13 protein-coding genes are annotated in these 14,264 nt (G+C 35.8%); all 13 read left to right on the top strand.

Annotated elements, in window-relative coordinates; genetic code table 11:
- The first annotated feature begins 62 nt into the window (after positions 1-62).
- The 13 genes from ACFSTE_RS21575 (at position 63) to ilvA (ending at position 14,215) form a co-directional block, all read left to right on the top strand.
- The gene (locus tag ACFSTE_RS21575) at positions 63-1,283 is read left to right on the top strand and encodes an Nramp family divalent metal transporter (protein WP_176030800.1); all 1,221 of its coding nucleotides are present in this window, start codon (positions 63-65) and stop codon (positions 1,281-1,283) included.
- Positions 1,284-1,287: 4 nt separating this feature from the next.
- Entirely contained in the window at positions 1,288-2,007 is a 720-nt protein-coding gene (gene pxpA / locus ACFSTE_RS21570; RefSeq protein ID WP_378254150.1) for a 5-oxoprolinase subunit PxpA, read from the top strand.
- A gap of 18 nt (positions 2,008-2,025) precedes the next feature.
- Positions 2,026-2,751 carry a 5-oxoprolinase subunit PxpB gene (gene pxpB / locus ACFSTE_RS21565; protein ID WP_378254152.1) on the top strand — a complete coding sequence of 242 codons (726 nt, stop codon included), beginning with the start codon at positions 2,026-2,028 and terminating at the stop codon, positions 2,749-2,751.
- Complete coding sequence (locus tag ACFSTE_RS21560) at positions 2,748-3,605, top strand: 5-oxoprolinase subunit C family protein (RefSeq protein ID WP_378254154.1); 858 nt, start codon at positions 2,748-2,750, stop codon at positions 3,603-3,605. Before pxpB ends, ACFSTE_RS21560 begins: the two co-directional genes overlap by 4 nt.
- 433 nt (positions 3,606-4,038) lie before the next feature.
- Entirely contained in the window at positions 4,039-4,509 is a 471-nt protein-coding gene (locus ACFSTE_RS21555) for a hypothetical protein (protein WP_378254158.1), read from the top strand.
- Positions 4,506-5,213 (top strand): hypothetical protein, encoded by a 708-nt coding sequence (locus ACFSTE_RS21550; protein ID WP_378254160.1) that lies wholly within the window; start codon positions 4,506-4,508, stop codon positions 5,211-5,213. The genes ACFSTE_RS21555 and ACFSTE_RS21550 overlap by 4 nt, the downstream gene beginning before the upstream one ends.
- Before the next feature lie 86 nt (positions 5,214-5,299).
- Positions 5,300-5,983: a sensor histidine kinase gene (locus ACFSTE_RS21545; protein ID WP_378254162.1), complete on the top strand. Its 684-nt coding sequence runs from the start codon at positions 5,300-5,302 to the stop codon at positions 5,981-5,983.
- Entirely contained in the window at positions 5,973-6,629 is a 657-nt protein-coding gene (locus tag ACFSTE_RS21540; RefSeq protein ID WP_176030793.1) for a response regulator, read from the top strand. Before ACFSTE_RS21545 ends, ACFSTE_RS21540 begins: the two co-directional genes overlap by 11 nt.
- 646 nt (positions 6,630-7,275) lie before the next feature.
- Entirely contained in the window at positions 7,276-8,952 is a 1,677-nt protein-coding gene (ilvD, locus tag ACFSTE_RS21535) for a dihydroxy-acid dehydratase (RefSeq protein WP_176030792.1), read from the top strand.
- A 75-nt stretch (positions 8,953-9,027) separates the two neighbouring features.
- Positions 9,028-10,761 (top strand): biosynthetic-type acetolactate synthase large subunit, encoded by a 1,734-nt coding sequence (gene ilvB, locus ACFSTE_RS21530; RefSeq protein WP_378254164.1) that lies wholly within the window; start codon positions 9,028-9,030, stop codon positions 10,759-10,761.
- Positions 10,762-10,763: 2 nt separating this feature from the next.
- Entirely contained in the window at positions 10,764-11,300 is a 537-nt protein-coding gene (gene ilvN, locus ACFSTE_RS21525; protein WP_176030790.1) for an acetolactate synthase small subunit, read from the top strand.
- A 68-nt stretch (positions 11,301-11,368) separates the two neighbouring features.
- On the top strand, positions 11,369-12,844 hold the full coding sequence (gene ilvC / locus ACFSTE_RS21520) for a ketol-acid reductoisomerase (protein ID WP_378254166.1): 1,476 nt from the start codon (positions 11,369-11,371) through the stop codon (positions 12,842-12,844).
- A gap of 105 nt (positions 12,845-12,949) precedes the next feature.
- Positions 12,950-14,215 (top strand): threonine ammonia-lyase IlvA, encoded by a 1,266-nt coding sequence (ilvA, locus tag ACFSTE_RS21515; RefSeq protein WP_176030788.1) that lies wholly within the window; start codon positions 12,950-12,952, stop codon positions 14,213-14,215.
- The last annotated feature ends 49 nt before the right edge of the window (positions 14,216-14,264 follow it).

The following is a 14,264-nucleotide window of genomic DNA, read 5'->3' as shown; positions in this document are numbered from 1 at the left end:
ATACGAACTGAAAAGTGTATAAACAGGCTCTGGTTGAGGGGTAAAACAATAAAAACAAACAGATGAAAAAATGGCTTTCGAATATAGGACCGGGAACATTGGTAACAGCAGCCTTTATAGGACCAGGTACCGTAACAGTATGTACCTTAGCAGGGGTAACCTTTGGGTATTCCTTATTATGGGCATTGGTACTGTCTATTGTAGCTTGTATTGTACTACAGGAAATGGCAGCACGATTGGGAATTATTACCCAAAAAGGACTGAGTGAAGTAATCCAATCTCAATTTCCGAATAAGGTTATAAGGTGGGGGCTTATAGGAATTATCCTATCTGCGATCTTTATTGGGAATGCAGCATATGAAGCAGGGAATATTAGTGGAGGAGTACTAGGTTTATCTACAATATTGGGCAACCCTGTGATAGACGTTGCAGGTTTGCAACTAAATTACCAGAGTCTGTTAATAGGAGTATTGGCGTTTGCTTTACTTTATATAGGAAATTATAAAGTACTGGAAAGAAGTTTGATAGGTTTAGTGCTTTTTATGAGTTTGGCATTTATTCTTACTGCAATAGCCACGAAACCAGATCTTTCTCTTTTGGTAAAAGGGTTTGTTCCAAGTTTATCCGCAGATAAAATTGTAACCGTTATTGGTTTGGTAGGAACCACGGTGGTACCCTATAATTTGTTTTTACATGCTTCTTTAGTTAAAGAAAAATGGCAGAGTGCCAGTGATTTATCAAGTGCCAGAAAAGATACAATGATTGCAGTTATTTTGGGAGGACTCGTATCGATGGCAATTATTGTAGCTGGAGCTTCCATACAGCAAACAGAGATTCATAACGCGGCGGATTTAGCGAAAAGCTTAGAACCAGTTTTTGGTAAAATGGCAAAATATGTATTGTCATTGGGACTATTTGCAGCAGGGATTACCTCGGCAATAACTGCTCCTTTGGCAGCGGCATATGTGGTAAAAGGATGCCTGGGATGGGAGGGAGGATTAAAGACTAAACGCTTTAGATTCGTTTGGATGTTTATTCTTGGATTAGGTGTGTTGTTTTCTTCATTGGGAATAAAATCCATTGAGATTATTCGCTTTGCTCAGGTGACAAATGGACTATTGCTACCGATTATCGCAGCCTTCCTTTTATGGGTAGTAAACAGTAAAAAAATATTAGGAAAATATACCAATACTACCCAACAAAATATACTCGGTTTTTTAATCCTGATGATAACTGTTTTTTTAGGAGCAAAAAGTATTTGGAAAGTAATTGAAAGTTTGTAGGAAAATGAAAAAAAATATTTGGAATGCCGATGTAGGAGAAGAGGCTGGTTTTGATCATGAAATCATGCCGTATATCTCTTGGTGTAATATCTCTTGTGGAGTGCATGCAGGGAATGATGATGAAATCAAAAAAACAATTGATTTGGCAATAGCAAATGATGTAGCTATTGGAGCACATCCATCATATCCGGATCGGAAGAATTTTGGAAGATTGTCGATGGATATTTCAATGTCTGAATTGGAAGAGATACTAACAAATCAGGTATTGAAGGTGAAAAAGTATGTAGAAGAAAGAGGGAAAAAAATGCATCATGTAAAACCTCATGGGGCATTGTATAATGATGCGGTTATTCGACCTGAAATTGCAGAGGTAATTGTTAATGTTGTGAAAAATGTCGATAGAAGATTATTTGTTTTGACATCAGGTAATTCGATGATAGAAACTTTTATGGAAGAGAAAAACAGAATTAAAAAGGAGGTTTTTGCAGATCGGAATTACACTTCAGATTTACAATTGGTATCGAGAAAATATAAGGAAGCCGTGATCACCGAACCAGAAAAAGTATATGCACACGTAAAAGAAATGGTGTATCATAATAGAGTATTAACGATCGAAGGAGTGAGGAAAAATATTTTTTTTGATACGATATGTGTACATGGAGATAATCCAAAATCTGTAGCGATATTAAAATATGTTACAGAGAAAATAAATAGAAATTTATAAGAAGAGAGAAATGAGAATATGACAACGGAATTACAATTCAAACAATATGGAGAATGTGCTATTTTAATCGAATGGCCAGAAAAAATAGATGAAAATATACTCGAAGAGCTGATTTTTTGTCAAAAATTGATTCAGGAAAATTATTTTAAAGTAATTATTGAGGTAATTTTATCATATAACTCGTTATTAATTTCTTATAAGTCTGGTATAGAGGATTTCTATAGCGCTGTTTTTGAGCTGAAAAAGCTTTTTAAAACAGTAAAAACTATTGAAGGAAGAAAAAAGAAGTTGTGGGAGATCCCAGTTTGCTATGAAGCGCAAATGGCAGAAGATCTACTACAGTTTTTGGAGTTGAAAAAGATAAAAAAAGAAGAATTAATTCGTTTACACTCCTCCTCTTTATATACGGTTTTCTTCAGAGGTTTTTTGCCGGGATTTTTATATCTCGGAGGATTGGATGAAAAATTAGTACTCCCGAGAAAAGCAATTCCCAGCAGAGAAGTTCAAAGTGGTTCAGTTGCAATTGGAGGAAGTCAGACAGGAATTTATCCGGTGAATAGTCCTGGAGGTTGGTATGTGATTGGTAAAACGCCAATACGCTTTTTTGACGTAAAAAATGAAACCTTGTCATTTGTGTCACCTGGAGATAAGTTAAAGTTTGTTGCAGTGGATGTTTTAGAATATAACGCTATAAGTTCATTGGTTTTGGAAGGTGAATACCAGCTTAAATTTTCTGTTGTATGAGTGTAGGTGTAAAAATTATAAAAGAAGGATTGCGAACAACAATTCAAGATAAAGGAAGAATTGGTTATGCTGAGTTTGGAATTCCTAAAGCCGGAGCAATGGATCAAACTTCTTTTTTATTGGCGAATTTACTGTTGAATAATAAAGAAAATGATGCTGTGTTGGAATGGGTTGGAATTCCTCCGGTTTTACTTTTTGAAGTACGTACTGTTATATGTGTTACAGGGGGAGAATGTGAGGTGTTACTGGATGCGAAAAAGATGCCGATGAATGTTCCTTTTGAGGTTTTTGAGGGGAGTAAACTTTCATTTAAAAATAGCAAAAAAGGACTGTATTTTTTTGTAGGAATTAAAGGAGGCTTTAAAACGGAATCTATCTTAAATAGTCGTTCTTTTTTTATGAATATAACAGCAACTTCTGTACTAAAAAAAGGAGATGAAATTGGTTGTGAAAAACACCTTGGTTTGTCTACTAAAAACACGAAGGTAAGTGCTCCTTTTTATAAGCGGAATTTTTCTGTGATAGAAGTATTCCCCGGACCGGAGTGGGAACAACTTACTAAGGAACAAAAACAATTTTTATTGGAGACCACTTTTACTATTTCGAATGTTATAAACAGGATGGCGATACAATTAATAGAAACAGTACATAATAATTTAAAATCAATGTTAACATCTCCCGTCTTACCAGGAACAATTCAATTAACTCCGGCAGGAAAATTAATTGTATTGATGAGAGATTGTCAGACTACCGGAGGGTACCCGAGAATTTTGCAATTAACAGAAATGGGTATTGATGTATTGGCACAAAAACACCCGCAATCTACTTTTAGATTTGTTTTAAAAAACTATTAAAATCGTCTTTTATTGTGGATAGTTACTATCTACTAATTTATATATTTTGCAGGTTGCTCTCGATCAAAAGGCTTCTTTATTACAACGCTATTGCCTTGTATCTGTAGGTCTGTATTCCTGTCAGGAGTTTGATGTATACTAAAGTCTTTGATACAGTGTAATGGTTGAATGGCGTTGGTGATAAAGAGTTTGTTAGTAGGATATTAAAAAACACAATTCTCTTTTTTGGGGGAAAATCCCCTGTTTTGGTATGGGGTAAATCCCTTTTGCTAAAAAAAAGTTTATTGACAGTGTGTTATTTAATTATCTGTAAATCAGTTTTTTAGTTTGTTTTTTGAATTAAATGATTATGTTAAAAAGGGTGCTGTTACTTGTTCAAGAGTGGTTATTTTCGGTACATTAGCAAGTGTTAATCAGAAAATAAATAACCATTATGAATTCAGAAATACCTAATAACGGCGGGAAGTTTCCCAAAGATAAAAAAGCAACCAAAAAGAAAAAGAAGATAACAAAACCTAAGAGTTGTATTTCTATAGATGAAGCAAAAGAATTAGAGAAGCAATGGTGTTGTGATCGGGCAGAGCACTTACAGAAGTGTTTAGGGCATGAAGATGCCAGAGAGTTTTGGTGGCCGTTGGAAGAATTAGAACAATATATCAAATATGTAAAAAGGAAATCTAAGAAAATGGGAATAGAGAATCCTGGAATTAGAGCATATTTTGGAGCATATCCTAAAGATAAGTGTAGTCATGGAGTTGGGAAGTCTACCTTGTTTTTTGCGCCGACAGGAGTGCCTGCTGGAAGTGCGGGGAAAGATGGGGCTATAGATCAAAGAGAAAATAATTATGGAATAGATCCTTTTAATAATGGATCAGCAGGTGATCCCCCAAGAAGATATTCATGAGTACTACCCAGATTTTTTTAATTCATTTGTTTGAATTAATAGCTGCAGTTCTAGGAACAATATATTTAAAAAAGAAATACCGAGATGATAATAAATCGTCTCGGTATTTAGTATTATTTTTATGGTTAACAGTTTTAGTGGAAAAAGTAGGTCTTATTCCTAGGTTGTCTGTTAGTTTTGATGAATTAGCTTTTTTTAAGGATACGTTTTTAGGAAAAAGCAACTATTGGATATATAATCCATATAATATTATAAGTTTCTTATTTTACATATATTATATGAAGATGAATGTTGTTTCTAATAAAAATAAAAACATTTTAAAAGTTTTGTCAATATTTTACTTATTGATTACAAGTGTTAATTTAATTTTTGTAGAAGGTTTTTTTGCAAAATCACTGTCTGGATTAACTTTTATTTTAGGCTCTTTATTAATAATGTATGCAGTAGGGTTGTACTTCTATGAGGTTTTACAAAGTGATATCATTCTTAACTTTAAGAAAATGTTGCCATTTTATGTTGCAATTGGAGTGTTGGTTTTTAATTTAGTTGTTACGCCGCTATTTATTTACAGTAAGTTTTATGCACATAATAATCCTGATTTTATAAAAGTATATACTTCTGTTTTAATAATTCTTAATGTTTTTCTATATTCCTGTTATTCTTTAGGTTTTATTTTATGCTGGCAAAAGAACAAATCTTACTAATAATCTATTTCATTGCAGTAATTCTATTTTTTGTAGTATTTGGGATTGTGTTTTTTATAGCATTTCAAAAAAGGAAAAATAAACTATTGCTGGAAAATTTTAAAGCGACACAACGTTTTAAAGAAGAGCTGTCTCGCTCTAAAATAGAAATACAAGAACAGACATTAAAAAATGTTAGTTGGGAATTACATGATAATATAGGACAGTTGTTATCTACAGCTGTTATGCAGATTAATATATTAGGCACAGCTATCTCAGAAGAAAATGCAGATTCCTTACGGGATGTAAGAGGGTTAGTAGGTGATAGTCTGCAAGAAATACGACTATTATCCAGAACACTAAACAAAGAGGTAATTCAGCATGTGGGGATAGAGAAGTCTATACAGGTAGAACTCACCCGATTTAATAAATTAAACTTTTTAGAAACAGAACTAAAAGTGAGTGGTACTCCTGTGACGATTGAGCCTAATGACGAGATTATCTTATACAGGATTGTTCAGGAATTTTTTTCCAATACGATAAAACATGCAGAAGCAGCGCACCTTTTTGTACATTTGGATTATCAGCAGGAGGGCGTTGAGATTACGGTAAAAGATGATGGGGTTGGCTTTGATCAGACTTCGGTACAGGCTAATTCAGGTTTGCTAAATATGAAAAGCAGAGCAGAAGTAGTTGATGCAAAAATAAAATATACTTCCTCTCCAGGTAATGGAGTGACATTGGTACTACAATATCCGTTTAAGAAAAAGAAAATACAAAATGATTACTAAAAAGAAAAAAACAATTGTAATAGTTGACGACCATCTGCTCTTTGCACAATCATTAGAGAGCTTGATCTCTAAATTGGAAGAGTACCAGGTGTTAGCAATTCTAAAGAACGGAAAAGAATTAACGCAGTATTATTTACACAAGCGAAGAAAACCTGATTTGGTACTATTGGATGTAAAAATGCCAGTGATGGACGGGGTGCAGACCATGGAATGGTTAAAAGAGAATCAACCACAGCAAAAAGTATTGGCACTTACTATGGAGGATGATGAAGAAACCATTATAAAAATGCTGAGATCAGGAGCCAGAGGATATCTCCTAAAAGATATTCATCCCGAAAACTTTGAATTTGCGATGAAGATGGTTATTGAGCAAGGATTTTATTATTCTTCCAAAATAGAAAAAGCTCTGAAGCACTCAGATCAACTAGATCAGCATACAAACTTAGAAGACCATCTGACTAAGAGAGAATGGACTTTTCTCAAGCATGCTTGTTCAGAATTGACCTATAAACAGATTGCTGATGAGATGAGTCTTAGTCCTAAAACAGTAGAAAACTACAGAGAGATGGTTTTTAAAAAGCTGGAAGTTAAAACCAGAGTTGGGCTGGTCATCTATTGTATGAAAAACAATTTGTTTAAATTTTAATCCGACTCACTGAACCATAGTTGCTTTTTATAAAACCTCATAGAAAGGAGATGGAAATGAAAAAAATAATGCCTTTTTTTATTTATACTTTGAATTTAATAAAGAATTAGTATATTTGGCAACAGATTATGAAAACAGTAAATACAATTATTAACGTCATTATTATTGAGGTGATTATTTCACCCCAGTAAAGGGACGTTGTATAAACAATATAAACTTAAAATCCCTTTACAAATTGTAAAGGGATTTTTTTTTGAGCATAAAAAATAAAATAGAAATGCAAACTGTAAAAGCTATCATTCGTATTGTCATTATCGTCGTGGTGATTATTTCACCGTGATGAAGGGCATATTGTGTAGCGAACAAAAAAATCCCTTCAATGATGTTGAAGGGATTTTTTTTGGTGTATAAGGAACAAAAAATAATAATTATCTGTGTAGTGATTGTAAAAAAAACAAGTGTAATAGGTTGTTTTTTAGGAGTTTGTGAATAAATAGGCTTAGGTTGGATGTTGTAAGGAAATTGAGGAAATGATAATTGTTTAGCAGTAACAAAATAATTTTATACTGCGTTATAAAAGATGCTTTTTGTTATTATCAAAAAAACTGTTAAAAAAATAAAGATAATATAAATAATATTCAAAAAAATGGATATCAACAAATTTAGTAGGCAAGTTACTCAGGATGACACTCAACCGGCAGCACAGGCGATGCTGCATGCAATTGGGTTAACAAGAGAAGATTTAAAAAAACCATTTGTAGGGATTGCTAGTACAGGGTATGAAGGAAACCCATGTAATATGCATCTCAATGATTTGGCAAAACTTGTAAAAAAGGGAACCGAAAATGAAGATTTAGTCGGTTTGATCTTTAATACTATTGGCGTTAGTGATGGTATTTCTATGGGGACACCAGGAATGCGTTTCTCATTACCATCCAGAGATGTAATTGCTGATTCTATGGAGACAGTAGTACAGGCGATGTCCTATGACGGAATGGTAACAGTTGTTGGGTGTGATAAGAATATGCCTGGAGCACTTATGGCGATGCTGCGATTAAACCGTCCGGCTATTTTGGTATATGGAGGGACTATTGCCTCTGGATGTCATGAAGGAAAAAAGCTGGATGTTGTGTCTGCTTTTGAAGCCTGGGGAGAAAAAGTAGCTGGTACTATGACGCAACAGACATATGAGAGTGTTATCGAAAAAGCATGCCCGGGGGCAGGAGCTTGTGGAGGAATGTATACTGCAAATACCATGGCATCGGCTATTGAAGCATTAGGAATGTCACTTCCTTATAACTCCTCGAATCCGGCAATAAGTGAAAATAAAGAGAATGAAAGCGTCATGGCTGGGCAAGCAATGCGAGTTTTATTAGAAAAAGATATTAAACCCAAAGATATTGTTACCAAAAAATCATTGGAAAATGCAATTCGATTGGTAACGATAATGGGAGGATCTACAAATGCAGTATTGCATTTTCTAGCTATAGCAAGAGCAGCAGATGTGTCTTTTACTTTAGAAGATTTTCAGCGTATAAGTGACGAAACTCCATTTTTGGCAGACCTGAAACCTAGCGGGAAATATTTGATGGAAGATGTGCATAGGGTAGGAGGAATTCCTGCAGTGTTGAAATATTTATTAAAGAAGGGATTACTACACGGAGATTGTCTGACTGTAACAGGAAAAACATTGGCAGAAAACCTATTGGATGTTCCTGATTTATTAGAAGGGCAACATGTTATAAAGCCATTGGAGTCCCCTATAAAGGAAACTGGGCATCTGAGAATTATGTATGGAAATCTGGCAGAAGACGGGTGTGTGGCAAAGATAACAGGAAAAGAAGGGCTCCTTTTTAAAGGAAACGCCAAAGTTTTTGATAGCGAATACGATGCTAATGATGGAATACGAGATGGAAAAGTGCAAAAAGGAGATGTAGTTGTTATACGATATGAAGGTCCTAAAGGAGGACCTGGAATGCCAGAAATGCTAAAACCTACAGCAGCGATTATGGGAGCAGGCTTAGGAAAAGATGTCGCTCTGATTACAGATGGACGATTCTCAGGAGGAACGCATGGTTTTGTCGTAGGGCATATTACCCCGGAAGCACAAGAAGGAGGATTAATAGGTTTGGTTGAAGATGGTGATGTGATCACAATTGATGCAGAAAAAAACTCGATAACAGTTGATATAGACAGTGAAGAACTTGCAAAAAGAAAAGCAGCATGGGTACAACCTCCTTTAAAATTTAAAAGAGGAGTACTGTATAAATATGCGCATACGGTATCATCAGCATCCCAAGGATGTGTAACAGATGAATTCTAAAAAATACACAAATCAAATTATTACAATTGACAAATTTTGAAATCGAATACTAACGACTCAAAAAGGACAGAGCGTATGGAAACAGCAACGCAAACAGTAACGAAAGAAACTACAATGAAGACGGAACGAATGACAGGGGCAGAAGCAGTCATTAGATGCCTGTTAGCCGAAGGAGTAGATTTAATTTATGGGTATCCCGGAGGAGCAATTATGCCTGTATACGATGAATTGTTTAAATATGAAGATCAACTAACACATATTCTGACAAGACATGAACAGGGCGCAACACATGCTGCACAAGGATATGCCAGAACCAGTGGAAAAGTTGGCGTCGCAATGGCTACTTCTGGACCAGGAGCTACAAATCTGGTCACGGGAATAGCAGATGCACAGATTGATTCAACTCCGATGGTGTGTATTACAGGACAGGTCGCTTCTCACTTACTGGGATCCGATGCCTTTCAGGAGACCGATATTGTGGGGATTTCTACACCGGTGACAAAGTGGAACCATCAGGTAACAAAAGCTGCCGATATTCCCGAAGTATTTGCTAAAGCATTTTATATTGCCAGATCAGGGAGACCCGGACCGGTACTTATCGATATCACAAAAGATGCACAGTTTGAAGAGTTTGATTTTTCATACGAGCCCTGTAAAGGTATTCGTAGCTATAAAGCAACTCCTCCAACGGAGCCGAAAAGCCTGGAAGATGCTGCAGACTTAATCAATGCCGCGAAAAAACCATTAATTGTTTTTGGTCAAGGAGTGATTTTGGGAGAAGCAGAAGAAGAGTTTACAGCTCTGATAGAAAAAGCGGGAATTCCGGCGGCATGGACTATATTAGGATTATCAGCTCTGCCAACTTCTCATCCACTTAATGTAGGAATGGTAGGAATGCACGGAAACTACGCACCTAATAAATTAACCAATGAATGTGATCTTTTGATTGCTGTAGGAATGCGATTCGATGACCGGGTAACAGGAAATCTGGATACTTATGCGAAACAAGCCAAAGTAATACATTTTGAAATAGACCCTGCAGAAGTAGATAAGAATGTGATGAGTGATGTGGCAGTTATGGGAAATGTGAAGCATACATTGGCAAAAATATTACCCCTGATAAACAAAAATAATCACCAGGCTTGGTTACAACAGTTTAATGATCTGATGGAGATAGAGTACGATAAAGTCATTAAAAATGAATTGTATCCTGAGAAAGAAGGCCTGTCTATGGGAGAAGTTCTCAGAGGAATCAATGAAGAGACCAAAGGAGATGCGGTTATTGTATCTGATGTAGGTCAACATCAAATGATCGCATGTCGTTATGCAGCATTTTCCAAATCAAAAAGCAATGTTACCTCAGGAGGTTTAGGAACTATGGGATTTGCTTTGCCGGCAGCTATTGGAGCAAAAATGGGAGCCCCCGAACGAGATGTAATTGCTATTATAGGAGATGGAGGGTACCAAATGACAATTCAGGAATTAGGAACGATTTTTCAGAACAATACAGCCGTTAAGATCGTTGTACTGAACAATGAGTTTTTAGGAATGGTTAGACAGTGGCAACAATTATTTTTTGAGAAGAGATATGCCTCTACAGAAATGACCAATCCGGATTTTATTACGATTGCTAGAGGATATCATATCCCAGCAAAAAGGGTAACCAAGCGAGAAGAACTAAAAGAGGCAATCAAAGAAATGATGACCACAGAAGGTGCTTATTTCTTAGAAGTATGTGTAGAAAAAGAAAATAATGTATTCCCGATGATTCCAACAGGAGCCTCAGTATCAGATGTAAGACTAAGTTAATTATGGAAAAAGAAAATTATACAATTTCGGTATATACCGAAAACAATATAGGGTTGTTGAACCGGATTTCGGCTATCTTCCTGAAAAGGAGAATTAATTTGGATAGTTTCACAGCTTCCGTTTCTGAAATAAAAGATGTTTTTCGATTTACGATTGTAGTTTCTGTTACGGAAGAACAGGTTCGGAAAATTATAACACAGATAGAAAAACAAATTGAAGTTATCAAAGCGTTTTATCACAGAGATGATGAAACCATCTATCAAGAAACAGCTTTGTTTAAAATCTCTTCAAAATTGTTATTCGAGGAACGTCAGATTCAAAATGTGATTAAAGAGAGCAATGCGCAGATTGTAACAGTAACTCCGGAGTTCTTTGTTTTAGAAAAAACAGGGAGACGCTATGAGGTAGAAGCATTGTACGATAAGCTGGAGCCCTATGGACTAATGCAGTTTGTCAGGTCAGGAAGAATTGCAGTAACTAAAGAGAAAATGCATATCTCTAAGATTCTGGAAACATTCACTATAGAAGAAGTGAATTAAATTATATACTAAAATTAATAAACTAAAAAACTGTTCCGGGCAACGGAAAAAAATTAACCAATAAGAAAATGGCAAATTATTTTAATACACTATCATTAAGAGATCAGTTAACTCAATTAGGAAAATGCAGATTTATGGAATTATCTGAGTTTTCGGATGGAGTAGCTGCATTAAAAGGAAAAAAGATTGTTATAGTAGGATGTGGAGCACAAGGGCTGAATCAGGGATTGAATATGAGAGATTCAGGGCTGGATATATCCTATGCTTTGAGAGAAGCAGCAATTAAAGAACAAAGACAATCGTATAAAAATGCTTCTGAAAACAGCTTTACAACAGGAACTTATGAGGAGTTGATTCCAACAGCTGATATGGTGATTAATTTAACTCCGGATAAACAGCATACACAAGTGGTAAGTACAGTAATGCCGCTGATGAAAAAAGGTGCTACGTTATCCTATTCTCATGGATTTAATATCGTAGAAGAAGGAATGAAAGTACGAGAAGATCTGACGGTTATTATGGTTGCGCCAAAATGTCCTGGATCAGAAGTACGAGAAGAATATAAAAGAGGATTCGGAGTGCCTACACTTATTGCGGTACACCCGGAAAATGACCCAAAAGGAGAAGGTCTCGCGCAGGCCAAAGCGTATGCAGTAGCTACCGGAGGACATAAGGCAGGAGTTTTAGAATCTTCATTCGTAGCAGAAGTAAAGTCAGATCTAATGGGAGAGCAGACAATCTTATGCGGATTATTACAGACAGGATCTATTCTTTGTTTTGATAAAATGGTCGAAAAAGGAATTGATAAAGGGTATGCCTCAAAATTAATTCAGTATGGATGGGAAGTTATCACCGAAGGATTAAAATACGGAGGTATTACTCATATGATGGATCGTTTGTCTAACCCGTCCAAAGTGAAGGCATTCGAATTATCAGAAGAATTAAAAGGAATTATGAGACCGTTGTTCAGAAAACATATGGACGATATTATGTCAGGGCATTTTTCCAGTACTATGATGGAAGATTGGGCAAATGACGATAAGAATTTATTAGGATGGAGAGCAGAAACAGGAGAAACTGCTTTTGAGAAAACACCGGCAGGAGATGTAGTAATTTCTGAACAGGAGTTTTATGATCACGGAGTACTTATGGTTGCGTATGTAAGAGCAGGAGTAGAATTAGCCTTTGAATCGATGACTGAATCAGGAATCATTGAAGAGTCAGCGTATTATGAATCATTACATGAAACTCCTTTAATTGCGAATACAATTGCACGAAAAAAACTATTCGAAATGAATAGAGTAATCTCCGATACCGCTGAGTATGGTTGTTATTTATTCGACCATGCATGTAAGCCATTATTATCTGATTTTATGAAAGATATTGATGTAGATGTTATAGGGAAAGCATATGATGAAGGAGTTGATAACGGAGTAGATAATGCAAAACTAATTTCTATTAATGAGATTTTAAGAAATCACCCAATTGAAGTTGTAGGAAATAAGCTTAGAGCTTCTATGACAGCAATGAAACCAATTGTATAAAAAAGTAAATCCGGTTTGTGCAAAAAAAGTATAAGCCGGTTTGTACCTTCCCAAAGGGTGATATTAGTAGAAAGATACAATGACGAGTAGAATTAGCAATACATTATGAATACAACGAAGACCACATATTTTCCGGATTTAGAGGATATACAAAAAGCAGCTACAACTATAAAAGAAGTGGCTATGGTGACTCCTTTAATGAATAGTATTAGGTATTCTCGGAGGTATGAAGCGAATGTCTTATTAAAAAGAGAAGATCTTCAGCGGGTTCGATCCTACAAAATTAGAGGAGCTTTTAATAAGATAAGCTCTTTGACTCCGGAACAATTACAACGGGGAGTGGTTTGTGCCAGTGCGGGAAATCATGCCCAGGGAGTTGCCTTTGCATGCAACCATTTGCAAATTGAAGGGACAATTTATATGCCTTCTGTGACGCCAAAGCAAAAAGTAGAGCAAACTCAGATGTTTGGAGGAGCTCATGTAAAAATAGTATTAGAAGGAGATACGTTTGATGATTCATCCAGGGCAGCCAAAGAGATTTGCGAATCTCAGGGAAAAACATTTGTACATCCTTTTGATGATCCCAAAACCATAGAAGGACAGGGAACCATCGGTTTGGAGATTTTTAAGCAGGCAGATGCTCCTATAGATTATATTTTTGTTGCTGTAGGAGGAGGAGGATTGGCATCTGGTTTATGTGGAGCTATGAAAGCCTTGTCTCCCAAAACAAAAATTATTGGAGTAGAACCAGCAGGAGCTCCTTCGATGTCCACTTCTATAGAAAAAGGAATCAATACAGAGATTGCCGATATAGATAAGTTTATAGATGGTGCTGCGGTCCAGAAGGTTGGTGAACACAATTTCGAGATTTGTAACTCTAATTTGTCTGAAATGATAACTGTTCCGGAAGGACTGGTATGTCAGACTATTTTGGACTTGTATAATAGAGATGCTATTGTTGTAGAACCAGCAGGAGCACTAACTTTAGCAGCGCTGGATTTCTATAAAGAAGAAATCAAAGGAAAAAATGTAGTGTGTATTGTCAGTGGTAGTAACAATGATATTACGCGTACAGCAGAGATCAAAGAAAGGGCCTTGTTGTACTCTGGACTAAAACATTATTTTATTGTACGGTTTCCACAACGTGCAGGAGCTTTGAAGCAATTTGTGGGCGAAGTATTAGGTCCTAATGATGATATCACTCATTTTGAATATTCTAAAAAATCAAGTAGAGAGAATGGTCCTGCTGTGGTAGGAATTGAATTAAAAGATACAAAAGATTTAGCTCCTTTGATTACCAGAATGAAAGAAAAGAATTTTTTTGGCGATTATCTAAATGATAAACCTGATTTATTTCAGTTTTTGATTTAAAGATAGTTGCAACTTTTATTTTTTTTAACCTCTGCAGCAATGCCATGCA

Origin of the sequence: Aquimarina hainanensis (assembly GCF_042684685.1) — a bacterium.
GTDB classification, from domain to species: domain Bacteria; phylum Bacteroidota; class Bacteroidia; order Flavobacteriales; family Flavobacteriaceae; genus Aquimarina; species Aquimarina hainanensis.
Note: the sequence above shows the minus strand (reverse complement) of the source record. Positions and strands in the feature narration are given on the sequence as shown.